General features: G+C 61.8%; 12 protein-coding genes. 10 read left to right on the top strand and 2 right to left on the bottom strand.

Going from position 1 to position 16,276, the window contains the following annotated elements; genetic code table 11:
* The 4 genes from JWQ61_RS08970 to JWQ61_RS08955 all read left to right on the top strand — a co-directional run.
* Positions 1–296: prolyl oligopeptidase family serine peptidase (locus JWQ61_RS08970; protein ID WP_304360218.1), on the top strand; the 296-nt coding region annotated here is incomplete at its 5' end.
* Positions 297–335: 39 nt separating this feature from the next.
* Complete coding sequence (locus JWQ61_RS08965; protein ID WP_304360217.1) at positions 336–2,525, top strand: prolyl oligopeptidase family serine peptidase; 2,190 nt, start codon at positions 336–338, stop codon at positions 2,523–2,525.
* A 234-nt stretch (positions 2,526–2,759) separates the two neighbouring features.
* Entirely contained in the window at positions 2,760–5,060 is a 2,301-nt protein-coding gene (locus tag JWQ61_RS08960) for a glycoside hydrolase (RefSeq protein WP_304360216.1), read from the top strand.
* Between the two features lie 139 nt (positions 5,061–5,199).
* On the top strand, positions 5,200–6,474 hold the full coding sequence (locus JWQ61_RS08955) for an alkaline phosphatase family protein (RefSeq protein WP_304360215.1): 1,275 nt from the start codon (positions 5,200–5,202) through the stop codon (positions 6,472–6,474).
* Positions 6,475–6,480: 6 nt separating this feature from the next.
* Here JWQ61_RS08955 and JWQ61_RS08950 read toward each other — a convergent pair whose 3' ends face one another.
* Both JWQ61_RS08950 and JWQ61_RS08945 read right to left on the bottom strand, forming a co-directional pair.
* A complete protein-coding gene (locus JWQ61_RS08950) occupies positions 6,481–7,500 on the bottom strand; it encodes an alpha/beta fold hydrolase (RefSeq protein ID WP_304360214.1) in 1,020 nt (339 codons plus the stop codon).
* A gap of 107 nt (positions 7,501–7,607) precedes the next feature.
* Positions 7,608–8,657 (bottom strand): AraC family transcriptional regulator, encoded by a 1,050-nt coding sequence (locus tag JWQ61_RS08945; RefSeq protein WP_304360213.1) that lies wholly within the window; start codon positions 8,655–8,657, stop codon positions 7,608–7,610.
* A 349-nt stretch (positions 8,658–9,006) separates the two neighbouring features.
* Between JWQ61_RS08945 and JWQ61_RS08940 the strand changes: the two genes are divergently transcribed.
* From JWQ61_RS08940 to JWQ61_RS08915, 6 genes are all read left to right on the top strand, one after another.
* Positions 9,007–10,311 carry a D-arabinono-1,4-lactone oxidase gene (locus JWQ61_RS08940; RefSeq protein ID WP_304360219.1) on the top strand — a complete coding sequence of 435 codons (1,305 nt, stop codon included), beginning with the start codon at positions 9,007–9,009 and terminating at the stop codon, positions 10,309–10,311.
* A 16-nt stretch (positions 10,312–10,327) separates the two neighbouring features.
* Positions 10,328–11,524, top strand: coding sequence for an MFS transporter (locus JWQ61_RS08935; protein WP_304360212.1), 1,197 nt, complete (start codon positions 10,328–10,330; stop codon positions 11,522–11,524).
* Positions 11,524–12,813, top strand: coding sequence for a DSD1 family PLP-dependent enzyme (locus JWQ61_RS08930; RefSeq protein WP_304360211.1), 1,290 nt, complete (start codon positions 11,524–11,526; stop codon positions 12,811–12,813). The genes JWQ61_RS08935 and JWQ61_RS08930 overlap by 1 nt, the downstream gene beginning before the upstream one ends.
* On the top strand, positions 12,806–14,200 hold the full coding sequence (locus JWQ61_RS08925) for a coniferyl aldehyde dehydrogenase (RefSeq protein WP_304360210.1): 1,395 nt from the start codon (positions 12,806–12,808) through the stop codon (positions 14,198–14,200). The genes JWQ61_RS08930 and JWQ61_RS08925 overlap by 8 nt, the downstream gene beginning before the upstream one ends.
* An 80-nt stretch (positions 14,201–14,280) precedes the next feature.
* Entirely contained in the window at positions 14,281–15,657 is a 1,377-nt protein-coding gene (locus tag JWQ61_RS08920) for a DUF1329 domain-containing protein (protein WP_304360209.1), read from the top strand.
* Between the two features lie 65 nt (positions 15,658–15,722).
* A partial coding sequence (locus JWQ61_RS08915; protein WP_304360208.1) for a DUF1302 domain-containing protein occupies positions 15,723–16,276 on the top strand: 554 nt, incomplete at its 3' end.

The following is a 16,276-nucleotide window of genomic DNA, read 5'->3' as shown; positions in this document are numbered from 1 at the left end:
CTGCCTACGACTATATGCGCAGCTATTCGCCCTACGACAATATCGAGCGCAAGGCCTATCCGTCGATGCTGGTCACTACCGGCCTCAACGACAGCCAGGTGATGTACTGGGAGCCGGCGAAGTATGTCGCCAGGCTGCGCGCCATGAAAACCGACCGCAATCCCCTGCTGCTCAAGGTGAACATGGGCGCCGGCCACGGCGGCGCTTCCGGCCGCTATGACGCGATCAAGGAACGCTCATTTGAAATGGCGTGGATGTTGTCGCAGTGGGGTTTGCTGCCGTCGCGAAAACGCTAAGAACATAGATTCCTACCATTCAACTTACCTAGGATTGCCATGCAATTTTTGAACAGATCATCGCGATTGTTTGCCGTTACGGCAATTTCCGCAGTTGTTAGCCTGATCGCAGCCTTGCCTGCACAGGCAGTTACCGTCGCCCCGGTGCAGGACGTCAGCGACGTCTTGCACGGGGTCACGGTGAAAGATCCGTACCGCTATTTCGAAAATGTGAAAGATCCCAAGGTGCAGTCCTGGCTCAAGGAGCAAGGCGAGTCGGCGCGCAAGGAACTGGACCGGATAGAACTGCGCGGCCAGCTGGAGCAGCGCATCGCCGAGATTTCCGCCGCCACCGGCGACGACATCCGCGATGTGACCCGCATGCCTGGCAACCAGGTGTATTACCTCAAGCGCGCCCGCGGCGAGAAGCAGTTCAAGCTGGTGATGCGCGACAGCCTGCAGGGTCCTGAGCGGGTGCTGGTCGATCCGGAACTGGACGCCAAGCGCACCGGCGTGCCGCACGCCATCAACTATTTTGTCCCGGCCTGGGATGGCAAGCACGTAGCCTACGGCGTTTCCGCCGGCGGTTCGGAAGATGCTTCGCTCTATATCCTCGATACGGCAAGCGGAAAAAATGTCGGCGAGCCGATTCCGCGCGTGCACGAAGCCCTGCTCGGCTGGCTGCCGGACAGCAAATCGCTTACCTACAACCAGCTGAAGACGCTCAAGCCGGGCGATCCGGATTCCGAGACCTATCTCGACAGCAAGGTGATGTGGATCAAGGTCGGTGCGCCGGCTGCTGAAGCCAAGGCGGTGTTCGGCCCAACAGTCACCACTGGCCTGGGACTGGCGCGGCTCGATGTCGGCACCATCATCTTCAATCCGGGCAGCCGCTGGATGATTGCACGCACCACCGACACCACCCTGCCGGAAGGTTTCCTGTTCGTGGCCGACGTCGCGGACCTGGACAAGCCGGCCGTGGCCTGGAAAAAAATCTCCAGTTTCGACGACAAGATCACCGACGCCGAATTGAAAGGCAACGACCTGTATCTGCTGACGCATGACCATGCGCCGCGCAACCGCGTGCTGAAACTCGACCTGCGCCATCCCGACCTGAAGCTGGCGCGCGAAGTGGCCGCCGCGCCGAAAGATGCAGTGCTGGAGAAATTCTCGCTGACCTCCGATGCGCTGATCGGCGAAGTGCGCGAGGGTACTTCGATCGTGCTGCGGCGCTACGCAGCCGGCGACGTCAAAGGCCAGAACATCCCGCTGCCGTTCAAGGGCGCCGCCACCGTCCATAACGACCCGGCCCATGCCTACAGTGATGTGTTGTATACCCTGAACGGCTGGACCGAGCTGCCGCGCACCCTGCTGCTCAAGGGCAAGGTATCCAGCGATCCCGGCCTGCGCGTGAACCCGCCCATGCCTAGCCTGCCTGAAGTGGAAGTGGTCGACGTCAAGGTGCCAAGCTACGACGGCGCGCTGGTGCCGATGACCCTGCTGTACAAGAAAGGCTTGAAACGCGACGGCAGCAATCCGACCCTGCTCGACGGTTATGCGGCTTATGGATTTTCCCAGACCGCCGGTTTCTCGCCAGCGCGGGTGGCCTGGCTCGAGCGCGGCGGCGTGCTGGCCTATGCCAACGTGCGCGGCAGCGGCGTGTATGGCGACGACTGGTACCGGGCCGGTTTCAAGGCTACCAAGTCGAATACCTGGAAGGATGGCGTGGCTTGCGCCAAGTACCTGATCGCTGAAGGTTATGCCACGCCCAAGACGCTGGGCGTGATGGGCACCAGCGCCGGCGGCATCTTTGTCGGCCGCACCGTGACTACCGCGCCTGAGCTGTTTGCGGCCGCCATTTTTAATGTTGGCATCATGGACGCCGTGCGCGCCGAAGACAGCGCCAACGGCATCACCAACATTTCCGAATTCGGCAGCGCCAAGAATCCGAAGGAATTCCCGGCTTTGCTGGAGATGAGCACCTACCATAACATCAAGGACAACACCGCCTATCCGGCCGTCATGCTGGTGCACGGCATGAACGATCCGCGCGTCGACGTCTGGCACAGCGCCAAGACCGCGGCGCGCTTGCAGGCAGCCACCAGCAGCGGCAAGCCGATCCTGCTGCGGCTCGACATGCAGGCCGGCCACGGCGTGGGCAGTACGGCTACCCAGCGTTATGCGCTGTCTGCCGACATCTATAGTTTCCTGCTGTGGCAGATGGGAAAGGCAAAGCAAGCTGACAATTGAGTGCGGAGGAATCCGGCGCTGGAGAGGGTTTGACGAGCGGAGATAATTATCGTGATGTAACCAAGATTGAGCGCTGCAAGCGCCATGCCGTTTTCTTGCTGGCAGCGCTCATCTCCCCGATCGTGAAAGACAATTAAGAAATTCCTGTACCGCAGTTTTAACATTCTTCTGGCAATCAGGGCCCAGAATACGGGAATAAGGGATTTTCCCGTCATCCCGCATAACCTGATCGTCATGAAAAAAACTTTTCTTTCCCCATGCCTGGGCGCGATATTGCTGCTTGCCGCACTTTCTGTGCAGGCCGCCGGCAGCAAGCCCGTTTCCCTGCCGGCTTCGTTCGGCGAATTCATCGTTGATCCATCGACCCTGGCGGTTTCGTTGCGGCCGACCGGCACCGTGGATATTCCCCTGGCCGCCGCCGCTTTTCCCGCCGCCAAAGTGAGCGATCAGTCCGGTTACCGCTGGCGCATCGATTCAGGCGCTGATCATTTCTCGATCGTCGCGGAGATTGATAACGACACGCTGCGCCTATCGGTCCGCTCCGACAGTCCGGCCACCCTGGCCTGGCCGCGAACCACTGACCCAAAGGCGATCGATGCCTACGCCATGCCTTTCGGCGAAGGCAGCTACGTGCCGGCGGATGACCCGGGCTGGCTGGACTGGCTGCTGCGTCGTTATGAGCCGGGGCCCATCCACGAGTTGCTGTCGATGTCGTTCTGGACCGAGTTGCGGGCTGACCGCTCCGTCACCTGGATCGTCGAAACGCCGTTCAATACGCAGTTCGGGATCACGCAGGAAGGCGGCAGGCCGCTGCCGGCGCTGTCGCATGAATTCACCGCGCTGGCTCCCGGCGCGCCTTATACGATCCGCGTTGCGGTCGGCGCTAGAGATCCGCTGGCTGGCGTGCGCAGCTACCGCAGCTGGCTGCAGGCCAGCGGCAATTTCCTCAGCCTGGCGGACAAGATCGCCGCGCTGCCGGCAACCGCGAAACTGGGCGGCGCGCCGCATATCTATCTGTGGGGAGGCGGTTTGCTGAAAGCGGGAGATGTGCGGCGCTGGCCGGCTTTTATCCGCCTGTTCCAGCAGCACAAAGACGACCAGGCCCATCTCGCCGGACGCCTGTGGCAAGGTTTCGACGACGAGACGCGGACCGGTTTCAATGCCGCTTTCAAGACGGCCGCCGGCAACGCCGGTTATATCGAGAAATGGCGGCAGCTGGAATTGATCCGCGCAATCAATGGCGGCTTGCGCCGCGCGCTGCCGGCAACGCCGGTCGATCCTTTGCCGGGCGGTCACGATCCCGCCGCCGACGTGCGCTGGGCGCAGTCGGCGCGACTGGCGCTGACATCTGCATTTGGCCAGGTCCTGGCGCCGCCGTCGCAATGGGGCAGCGGTTTTTCGGGCAATACGGTCGCCGCGCTGAAACAGGCGGGCCTGAGCCGGGCCTGGCTGGGCGCAGCCGACTGGCAGGATGCTCTGTGGCATCCCGAAGCGGTGACCGATGCCGAAGCTGCCGGCTATCTGGTCGGGGTCTACGACAGCTACGGCAGCGCCCATCGTTCCGACCTGGCCAATACCTGGTCGGCTGCGCAGATGGGAAATGATCTGGCCGCGGCGGGATACCGCGACCGGCAGCAGAAAGGGGTGACCGGATTCGGCAGCCGCGGCGTGTATGCCAACGCAAGGATAGTGGAGCCTTATGCAAAAAAGCGCATCAAGGCAGTAGCGCAGGCGAGCCGGGTAAACAGTTATTTTCTCGATGTCGATGCCGTCGGCCCGGAATACGATGACTACACCCCGGGACGGGAGACCAGCCAGCAGCAGGATGCGGAGGCGCGCCGCCGGCGCCTGCTGTATCCGGCACAAACCCTGGGCCTGGTTACCGGCAGTGAAGGCGGCCTGGCTTTTTACGCGCCGCAGATCGCCTTTGCCCACGGCATGCTGACCCAGCCGTTCGCCTGGATGGATCCATCCATGAAGGACAAGTCGTCGCCTTATTTCCGCGGCGGCTACTGGCCGCCCGAAACGCCGGACATGTATTTCAAGACCGTACCCTTGAAACCGGAAATTGCGCGCTATGTGAGGTCGCCGCAGTTCCGCCTGCCGCTCTACGAAATCGCGCTGCACGACAGTATCGTGACCACTCACCACTGGGAATACGGCTCACTGAAATTTTCCAACGAGCGCGACGCCACCGCGCTGCTGCAGCTGCTGTACATGGTGCCGCCGCTGTACCATCTCAACGATGCAGTGCTGCAGCGCGACCTGCCGCTGATCGCGACCTACGACAAGGTGTTTCGGCCCTTGCACCAGCGACTGTTTACGCAAGCGATGACCGGTTTCCAGGTGCTGTCGCCGGACCGGGAACTACAGCGCTCGACCTTTGGCGACGGCACCACGATCACCGTCAACTTCGGCCGCAAGCCGCGCGCCCTGAACGATGGCGTCCGTTTGCCTGCACAATCGGCCTATGTCGAAACGCCGGGCCAGGCGGCGCAGCTGATCGTGACGAAGACGCTGTTCGATCGCCGCTGAGCCGGCAGCAATTTGCAGAAATTTGTCATGATTGCGTCATGCGCAAGTCATGCTGGCGAAATATCCGGCCATAACAATGTAGGCTTTTTAACAATATTAACGTCTTGATAATGCAAGGCGTTTCCATATTGGAGGAAGCATGCTTACAGTAAACAGTCGTGGAAAATGCGTGGCCTTGGCCATGTTGGCAGCAGCGTTGTTGAATGGCTGCGGCGGCGGCGAGGAAATCAACGTCGATCCGGCGCCGCCCGTGGTCGACTACAGCAAACGCAAGGCGCTGGTGATCGGCGTCGACGGCGTGCAATATGAAAAACTGCAGGAAGCGATTGCCGCCGGGCAGGCGCCGAACATGGCCAGGTTCCACCTCGCCAAGACCTACGGCGGCGGCATTGTAGGCAGCGTCACGGAACAAGTCACGTCCAGCGGCGCCAGCTGGACCACGATCCTGACCGGCGTTTGGGCAAACCGGCACAAGGTCGTCAATAACGACGACAAACTGCGCAACCAGGCCGACAGCGTATTCAAGCTGATCAAGGATGCCGATGCGCGCCGCCGCACCGCCAGCATCGTCAGCTGGAACACCATCAACAATAATTTCGCCCGCGATATCGACTTGCGGTACGTCACCCATGCCGAAAAATGCAGCGAAGACGATCAATGCGTGGCCGACAAGGTCAGCGGCCTGCTGGTTTTCGGCGATGTCGACTTCGTGTTTGCGCACTTCGACGATGTCGACAATGTCGGCCACTCTGTCGGTTTTGTACCGGCCTACCAGGCGGCGATCCAGAGCACCGATGCCAGGATCGGGCAAGTGCTGGCTGCGCTGCAACGGCGCCAGCAAGCGCATCCCGATGAAGACTGGCTCATCATGGTAACGCCGGACCATGGCCGCAGCCTGCCAGGCGGCTTCGGGCACGGCAGCCAGACCCTGAGTGAAAAAACCACCTTCATCGCCATCAATAAAGAAGCCAACGCGCAGTTCGGTTCGCCGTTCAAGGATCCGGCCGACATGGCTTTCAACGGCCTGTACGGCAACGCCACGCAAGCCGATATCGTGCCGACCGTATTGACGCATCTCGGCGTCAAGCCGGATGTGCCTAATTACCGTATCGACGGTGTCCCGCTGCTGGGCCAGCCGAGCGTGCGGCAACTGACAGCCAAGGCCGACGGCGAGACGCGCAGCGTTACTCTGCAATGGCGCAATTCAGGCCAGCCATCCGGCAAGCCGTTGACGATTTATCGCGACGGCAAGCAGATTGCACAGTTGGACGACGCGGCAACGACCTATGTCGACCAGGGCCTGGAGATACCGGATGGTGTCTCCGAGCTCAACTACAGCGTGGTGCTTGACCAGGTGCCGGCGGCCTACCTGGCGCGCATCAATGCCGGCAAACCGGCGCGGCCTAATCCGTAAAGCCGCTCAGTGGGCGGCGAGCCAGGTCAGCAAGGCTTTGTGGAATTCGGCCGGCTGCTCCATCTGCGGCGCGTGGCCGAGGCCGGCGAACTCGACCAGCGTGGCTTGCGGAATCGATTTTGCCGCCTGCTTGCCCAGCACCTTGTATTGGCCTATTTTTGCCTTTACCGCCGCCGGCGCGGCATCGCTGCCGATGGCGGTGGTGTCCGCATCGCCGATCAGCAGCAGGGCGGGCATGCTCAAGTCCTTGAATTCGTATACGACCGGCTGGGTGAAAATCATGTCGTAGATCAGCGCCGAATTCCACGCCACCAGCTCATGGCCCGGACCCTGGTTGAGCCCGGCCAGCATGGTCACCCAGCGTTCGTATTCCGGCTTCCAGCGGCCGACATAGTAGGTGCTCTGTTCGTATTTGCGCAAGCCGTCGGCGTTCAGCTTCAGTTCGCGCTGGTACCACTGGTCGACCGTGCGATACGGCACGCCCAGCGCCTTCCAGTCTTCCAGGCCGATCGGATTGACCATCACCAGCTGCGCCGTCTGCTCCGGATACAGCAGGGCGTAGCGGGTGGCCAGCATGCCGCCGGTGGAGTGGCCGACGATGGTCGCCTTGCGGATGCCCAGCTGTTCCAGCAAACCATGGGTATTGATGGCGAGCTGCTGGAACGAATACTGGTAATGCTCGGGTTTGCTCGATGTGCAAAAGCCGACCTGGTCCGGCGCAACCACCCGGTAGCCGGCCGTGCTCAAGGCCTTGATGGTCTGCTCCCAGGTGGCGCCGCAGAAATTCTTGCCATGCATGAGAACCACCGTGCGGCCGTTGGCGGCGCCGGCCGCGGCGACGTCCATGTAACCCATCTGCAGCTGCTTGCCTTGCGATTCGAAGGCGTAGTGCTTTAACTCGTAGGGATAGTCGAAGCCCTGCAGTTCAGGGCCATAGACAGGAGCGGCAGATGTTTGGGCGGTTGCGGCAGACAGCGCGGCGCTCAGCAGCAAGCCGCCGAGCAGGAAAGAAAAGGAGTTCGGCATGCGGTAGTTCTCCGGGAACGAAGCGGCTATCTTACTCCCGGATTCCGGGCGGCGCTGGGCTGGTCCGGTTCAGTCCAGCCTCGGCTTGCGGCTTGCAGCTCGAGCCGTCACTGGAAGTTGGAGGAACTGCGGCTGCTGCGGTAACCGCCGGGAGTTTCGCCGGTCCACGCCTTGAAGGCGCGCCGGAAGCTCCTGACATCGGTGAATCCGAGTTGCTCCGCAATTTCGCACTGCGTAAGCCGCTGGGTCTCGAGCAGGTTCCTGGCCCGGCGTTCCTGCATCTGGGCGCGTATCTGCTGGAACGACATGCCGCATTGATCGAGGTGGCGGCGCAGGGTCCGTTCCGTAAGATTGAGCGTGCCCGCGATTTCGGCCATGTTGGGAGGCGATGCCCAGTTGCGGCGAAAAGCGCTTTCGATCGATTCGATCAGGTCCGGGGTGTCGGGATTGCGCATCGCCATGCGTTGCAAATGTTCCAGCGCTTGGCGCTGCGCCAGCGGATTGTGGGTATCGAGCGGCACTGCGAACAAGGAGGCGTCGGCCACGATGCAATTGCGTTGCGCCGAGAATTGCAAGGGGCAGTCGAACAGCTGCCGGTAATGCGCGGCATAGGCCGGCGCCGGATACTGCAGTTCCATGCGCAGCAGCAGCTTGCGGCTTCCCAGCAGGATTTGCCCCATGTTCATGAGATGGGCGGTGACTTCTTCGATCAGGAACGGAGTGATCGCGGCATCGCCCGGATTATGGAAGACGGCGGTGCATTCGTGTTCGGTCGCCGTGAAATCGATGTCGACCATGGTGCCGCCTTCCTTGTGGTACCTGCGGCAATGTTCAATCGCTTCGCCGAACGTGGCCGAAGTCATCATTGCAAAGCCGACCATGCCCAGCGAATTCAGGGTCTGCTTGCTGCCGACCAGCAGGCCGAGCGGCAATTCCGGCAACAGCTTGATGGCGTGCGCAATCATACCGCTGGTCTGGCGGCGCGACAGCCTGAAGGAAGGATCTTCCAGGTCGGAGACAGTCAGTCCAAAGCGCGCCAGCACCGTGGCCGGCGCGATGCCGTTTTCGGCAAGAACCTGGGTCAGGGCTAGGGCGATGTTGGGAGTAATGGACGCTTTGTCATCACTCGCCAGACTGTTGCCTTTGCTATAACGCATACGTCAACTCCTCGTCTCGATTGCCCGGAAATCCTGAGGGTAGGGCTGAACGGAAAATTTGCACGCCGGTCCATTTTGGCCGGATATGTTCCCTTATTTTCTGTCGCGGTCCTGTTGCCGCCAGTACCAGGTACATATAATTATTTCGAATATGTTACATCAAAAAAACAGGCGCATGAATCAAGCCTGGCGCTATTTTGGCGCTCGTCCGGCAGATGTTCTTGCGATGCCGGCAAGGCAATAATCTGAATATTCGTTGCTGTTCCAAAGGCGCAGGGATGAAGATCCGGCCGATGACAGCGCCACTGCGGCATCTTTGGAGGAGTGCGGTTTGGATCAAGCAATTTTGGTGCCTCAAGAACGCAGGACAGATTGGCGCAACTGGTCGGGATCCGTGCAGTTTTCGCCGGCCCGGCATTTATCTCCAGGTTCAATGGAAGAATTGAAGGCCGTGGTGCGCACCACGGTCGCCGCCGGCCAGTCGCTGCGCGTGGTGGGCAGCGGCCACTCGTTCGTGCCGCTGGTGGAGACCGGCGATGCGCTGGTTTCGCTGCGCAACATGAGCGGCGTCGCCTCGGTCGAAGCCGGCGTGGCCGATGTCTGGGCCGGCACCGATCTCAAGACGCTGGGCGAGCAGCTGGGCGCAAGCGGCCACGGCATGCTGAATCTGGGCGACATCAACAAGCAGTCCCTGGCCGGGGCGGTGGGTACCGGAACGCACGGCACCGGCATCGGACTGGGATCGATCTCGACCCAGGTGCGGGGCATGACGCTGGTGATGCCGGACGGCGAACCGGTGGCCTGTTCGCCGACGCAGGAGCCGGACCTGTTCGCCGCGGCGCGGGTAGCGATGGGCAGCCTCGGCATCATGGCGAAGATCAGGATCGAGGTCGTCCCCGCTTACCGGCTCGAGCTGGTCAAGCAGACCATGGACCTGGATGTCTGCCTGGACAGCGCTCCCGTCCTGGCGCAGCAGAATCGCCATTTCGAGTTCTACTGGTTTCCGCATACCCGCAAGACCGTGGTCAAGCTGATGAATCAGACCGAGGCCCAGGTTTCAAACCAGGGGCTGACCAGCGCGATGGAGCTGGCGCTGGAAAACGGCGTGTTCGGCATGCTGTCGCGCCTGGTGCGCGCCAAGCCGGCGCGCGCGCCAGGTGTTGCGCGGCTGATCGGCAAGCTGGTCGGCGGCAAGGCGCCGGTGATGGTGGCTGATTGCCGCCGCGCCTTCGCCACCGAGCGCCTGGTGCGGTTCAATGAAATGGAGTACGAACTGCCCGCCGGGCGCGGGCCGGAAGCGCTGCGGGAACTCGCCGCCTACATCGAAAAGAACAATGTGCTGGTGCATTTTCCGGTCGAATACCGTTACGTCAAAGGCGACGACATCTGGCTGTCGCCGTTCTACGGCCGCGATTCCGCATCGATTTCGGTGCACCAGTATGTGGGCATGGAGCATGAGCCGTATTTCCGCGCGGCCGAGGCGATTTTCTTGAACCATGGCGGCCGGCCGCACTGGGGCAAGATGCATAATCTCGGTGCCCGGCAACTTGCTGGCCTTTATCCGCGCTGGGATGATTTCATGGTTTTACGGAACAGGATTGATCCGGCCGGGGTGTTCATCAACCCGCTGCTGAAACGATATTTTGGATGCTGAGGCAAACATGCATGGCGTGAAAGCTTTACCGTTGCAGCGCTGGGGAATCCTGGCCATCTTCTGCGCCGCGTTGATCATGACGCAAGTGTTCTGGTACGACTTCGCGCCGATACTGACCTATGTCTCGGGACACTACGGCGTCAGCGAGTTGTCCGCCAGCCTGCTGATCCTGGTGTTCCCGGTGATGAGCATCCTGGTTTCAGCGCTGGCCGGCGGGCTCATCGACAGCCGCGGCTACCGGCTGTCCCTGCTCATCGGCACCGGCCTGATGGCCGCTTGCAGCCTGCTGCGCGTGATCGACAATTTCTGGCTGCTGGTGCTGGCGCAAACCGGCATTGCGGTCGCCGTGCCGTTCGTGGTGACGCCGATTACGGTGCTGGTGTCGGACTGGTTCGAGGCGCGCGACGAAGCCAAGGTAACCGGCATTTGCGCAATCGCCATCTTTGCCGGGCTGGCGCTTGCCATGATGGTGTCGCCGCTCTTGTTCACCAGCTTCCACCTGACCGGATCCATGGCGATACACGCAGCCGCGGCCTTCCTGCTTTTCCTGCTGACGTATCTATTTGTCCGGCAACGGCAATACCAGACGCCGGCGATCCAGGCCAAGGTGCAATCGCCATTCCAAATCAAAAGCAATATCGCACTGCTGGTGATCCTGGTCGCCAGTTTCCTGATACAAGGCTGCTTCAACGCCGCCACTACCTGGCTGGAGGTGGTGTGGAGCGGGCGCGGTTTCGGCATCGACGATGCCGGCCTGGCGATGGCCGCCGTGGTTGCGGGAGGCATTGTCGGCGCCATGATCATTCCCGCGCTCGCCACCCGCGCCGGCAACACGCTCGGCGTGATGACCGCATGCCTGATTCCGTCGGCGCTGCTGCTGTATCCCCTGTTCTCGGCCGGCAGCGCCGCGTGGGGCATCGCTTGCGGCGCATTGCTCGGTTTCTTCTGGCTGCCGCTGCTCCCTTTGTCGCTGACGGTGATCGATGAGGCTGTTCCCAAGTCGCATGCCGGCATGGCGGCCGGCCTGTTCTGGACGGTGGGAAACGCAGGCGTGCTGGCGATGACGGTGCTGTTCGAACGCATCAAGAACATATTGGGCTGGCAGCAGGCGGTGATCATGCTGATCTTGTGCATGGTCGCCGTCCTCTGCGTGCTGTTGCGTTTTGCGCCTGCGATGCGCCGCCACCTGTTTATCCATTCAAGGGAGGCATGATGCCAGCAAGTTTATGGCCGCAAGACCGCGGCGCGCCCCATGATTCCTATTTTTCGGCGATCAACGCTGAGCTGCGCAGGAACGGTCCAGCGCGCCCTTGCCTGGTGATCGACCTCGATCGCCTGGACCATAACATTGCGCTGGTGCGGCAAGTCATGGGGCCCGGCAGGTCGTTGCGGATCGTCGCCAAATCGCTGCCTTCGCTGGCCCTGCTCGACTACGTTTTGCTGGCATCCGGCAGCAGCCGTCTGATGGCTTTTCACCAGCCTTTCCTGAGCGAAGAGGCAAGGCGCTTCCCGCAGGTTGACATCCTGCTCGGCAAACCGATGCCGGTGCGCGCCGCGGCCGCATTCTACGACCAGCTGCAGGGCCCGTTCGATGCGGCCCGGCAGCTGCAATGGTTGCTCGATACGCCGCAACGCCTGGCGCAATATCTGACGCTGGCCCAGGAGCGCGGATTAAGCATGCGGATCAATATCGAACTGGATGTCGGCTTGCATCGGGGCGGAGTGGCGGAAGAGAAGGTGCTTGCCGACATGCTGGAAATGATAGAACGCAATCCGGCGCACCTGACGTTCGGCGGTTTCATGGGATACGAGCCGCATGTCGCCAAGCTGCCGCGCGCCTTTGGCACGCAGGTGCAACTGCACGAGAAGGTGCTGCAGCGTTACCAGGATTTCATGCAGGTGGTCAGCAGTTCCTATCCCAAGCTGTTCCATCCGGGCCTCACGCTGAATGCCGGCGGCAGCATGTCGTACCGCCTCTACGGCGAACAGCCGCTGATCAATGACATATCGGTCGGTTCCGCTTTCCTCAAGCCTGCGGATTTTGACCTCAGCCTGCTGGCTGAACATCAGCCGGCCATGTTCATCGCCGCGCCGGTGCTCAAGGTGCTGGGCGGCACCAGGATTCCGGGAGCGGACTGGATCGGGAAAACCGCGGCATGGTGGAACCCGAACCGGCGCCTTACCTATTTCCTCTACGGCGGACACTGGCTGGCGCGCTACGAATCGCCGCGCGGCCTGCTGGAGCACCCGATGATGGGTTACAGCACCAACCAGCAATTCGTCAACGGCTCGGCGGCGACCGGGCTGGCGCCGGACGATTACGTATTTCTGCGTCCGACCCAGAGCGAAGCCGTGATGCTGCAGTTCGGCGCCATGGTCATCCTGCGCCAGGGAAAAATTATCGATTACTGGCCGGTGCTCGGATCTTCCGATCCGGGGCCATCCCTAGAATACGCTTCCCAAGTGCAGACTACCCACCGCGAGATTGCCAGCCATGCTTGAAACCCGTCCGATTTTCGATACGATGCACGCGGCCAGCCGCCATGCGCCAATGCCGGACTGGGCGACGCGCGCCGACCGGCTGCGGCGGCTGCGGGCGCTGGTGATGGAGAACCGCGCCGCCATCGCCGCGGCGATTTCAGCCGATTTCAGCAATCGGCCGCAGCAGGAAACCGAGCTGGCGGAAGTGTTCCCCTCGGTCGCAGGCATCGCCCATGCGCTGCGCCACGGCAAGCGCTGGATGCGGGTGCGCAGGCGCGCCACCGGCCTGTGGTTCAAGCCGGCGGCATCGAAGCTGATGCCGCAGCCGCTGGGCGTGGTGGGCATCGTGGTCCCGTGGAACTACCCGTTGATGCTGGCGGTAGGTCCGTTGACCGCGGCGCTGGCGGCGGGCAACCGCGTCATGCTCAAGCAGTCGGAATACACGCCGCGTTTTGCCGCTCTGTTCGCGCAGCTGATCGGCGCCAGCTTCGCGGCCGACGAGATCGCCGTCGTCAACGGCGATGCCGAAGTGGCGCGTGAATTCTCCAGCCTGCCGTTCGACCATCTGCTGTTCACCGGCTCCACCGCGGTTGGGCGCCATGTGATGCGCGCCGCCAGCGAACATCTGACTCCGGTCACGCTGGAACTAGGCGGTAAGTCGCCTGCCATCATCGGGCCCGAGGCCGATTTCGACAAGGCGGTCGAGCGCATCCTGGTCGGCAAGCTGCTGAATGCGGGGCAGACCTGCATCGCCCCGGATTATGTGCTGCTGCCGGCGGACACGGTGCAGCGTTTCATCGATACGGCCAAGCACGTGTTCGGCAAGCTGTATCCGGATCTCGCCGTCAATCCCGATTACACCAGCATTGTCAGTCCGCAGCATTTTGCGCGGCTGCAGTCGCTGGCCGATGAAGCCGGCCAGCTTGGCGCGCTGGCGGTTCCTTTGTCCGACAGCGCATCGGATGCCGCATCGCGCCGCATGTCGCCGCTGCTCCTGAGCGGCGTCAACGACGGCATGCGCGTCATGCAGGAAGAAATTTTCGGCCCGCTCTTGCCGCTGCTGCCGTATGCCTCGCTGGAGCAGGCGATCGGCTACGTCAATGCACATCCGCGTCCGCTGGCGCTGTATCTGTTTGAAAAGAACCGGGCAAACATCGACCAGGTGATGCGCAATACCGTGGCCGGCGGCGTCTCCATCAACGACACCTTGCTGCATATCGCGCAAGACGACCTGCCGTTCGGCGGAGTCGGCGCCAGCGGCATGGGCGCCTATCACGGCGAGTACGGTTTCCAGACCTTGTCGAAGATGAAGCCGATTTTCCACCAGTCGGCCATCAACGGGCTGTCGCTGTTCAAGCCGCCTTATGGAAAGACTTTCCAGATGATGATGAAACTGCTGGTGCGCTGACGGCCGGCGCCGCCGTTATCGAAAATCTATCGAAAGTTTATTGAAATTCAGTTGTGATTTGACCTGCGAGGAGACGTGAAATGCACCCGATCAAACCGAAAGCATCCGTACTGCTGTTGTCTGCCGCCTGGGCCTGCTGCCTGCTGACCGCGCCGCTGTGGGCGCAACAGGCCGCCAAGCTGGGCGCGGAACTGACGCCGGTCGGCGCCGAAAAGGCGGGCAACAAGGACGGCACGATCCCGGCCTGGGGCGGCGGCGACGTCGCTGCGCCGGGCGGCTACAAGGCCGGCCAGCCGCGCCCGAATCCCTATGCGGCCGACAAGCCGGTGACTTCGATCACCGCCGCCAATCTCGATAAATATGCCGCCAAACTGTCGCCTGGCCAGGTGCAGCTGATCAAGAGCATCAAGGGTTACCGCATGGATGTCTATCCGACCCACCGCTCTTGCGGTTATCCGGACGTGGTGTACCAGCGCAGCAAGGAAAATGTCGGTTTCGCCAAGATCGGGCAAAACGGCTACGAGCTGGTGGAAGCCAAGACCGCCGGCTACCCGTTTCCGATGCCGGCCAACGGCGTCGAGGCGATGTGGAATTTCAAGATGCGCTACCAGGGCGAAGGCCTGACCTGGGCCTATGCCACGGCGATTCCGCCGAAAGGCGGCAGCGGCATCGGCGAGCCGCTGATCCAGGAAGACTACATCATGTTCCCGCTCTCGAATCCGAAGAACAACACGATCGCCGGCGCCAAGGGCATCGAGTCGCTTTACCTGAGCCCCTATATCGCGCCGGCCCAGTTCGCCGGCGACGTCACCTTGTCGCACGCCTACATCGGCAAGACCAACGATATCTGGCTGTACTTCGCCAGCCAGCGCCGGGTGCGCCGCGCGCCGACCTATTCCTACGACGCCCCTATCCTGAACGATGAAAACCTCGAAACCATCGACCAGTACACCATGTACAACGGCCCGCTGGACCGTTACGACTACAAGCTGGTCGGCAAGAAGGAAATGATCGTTCCCTACAACTGGAACAAGGTCAACGCGGTGGAAAACAAGATCGGCGATGTGGTGCAGCCGACTTTCCTCAACCGCGACCTGACCCGTTACGAAACCCATCGCGTGTGGGAAATAGAAGCGACGGTCAAGCAGGGTGCGCGCCATACCTTTCCGAAACGGACGTTTTACCTGGACGAGGATTCCTGGCAGATCCTGGTGCAAGACCTGTACGACGGCCAGGGCAAGGTGCAGCGCGTGATGGAAAGCGGGGTAGTGATGGCGACCGAACTGCCGGCTTGCGTGCAGGAGGGTTACGCCAGTTATGACCTGTCGCTGGGACGCTACATCGCCGAACGCATTCCGGCCGGGCAGAAGCAATCCGACTGGCTGGCCGGACGCGAAGGCCGGGTCAAGGAATCGATGTTCGAACCTGACGGCTTGCGCCGCTTTGCCACCCGCTGACAGGCGTCCGCAAAAATGCGTCCACAAAAAATCGCGCAGTTTATTCGTATCCCGGGGAGAGAAGAATGAAGAAGATGGCGAGAATGATGGCGAAGGGCAGGCGTTCCGGTTTCAAGCCGAGCATGGTGGTGGCCCTGGTATGGGGCAGCTCGACGGTGTTCAGCCAGACGGCCAGGGCGGAACAGTTCGACCTCGGCAACGGCCTCAGGGGGAGCTTCGACTCCTCGATTTCCTTCGGCATGGCGGTGCGCACCTCCAGCCCGAACTGCGCTTTCATCGGCCAGGACAACGGCGGCTGCGCCAGCAGCGACCAGGTCGGCATCGCGCGGCGCGATCCGGTCAATTTCAACCAGTCGTACGACTTGACCAGGCTGAACCAGGACAACGGCAACCTCAACTATAAAAGCGGGCAGGTGTTTTCCGCCACCTTGCGCGGCGTGCACGACCTGTTCGTGAAAGCGCCGGACGGCTGGAGCGGCCTGATGCGGGCCGCCTGGTCCTACGATTTCGCCGCCGACCGCACCCGTTATGCCGATCTCGAACCCGATGCGCGCAGCCATGCGGTGCACGACATCCGCCTGCTGGACGCCTACGTCAACAAGGAATTCGAGATCGATGA

The organism is Collimonas fungivorans, from assembly GCF_028292705.1.
Taxonomy (GTDB): Bacteria; Pseudomonadota; Gammaproteobacteria; order Burkholderiales; family Burkholderiaceae_D; genus Collimonas; species Collimonas fungivorans_B.
This window is presented reverse-complemented; position numbering and strand designations above follow the sequence as displayed.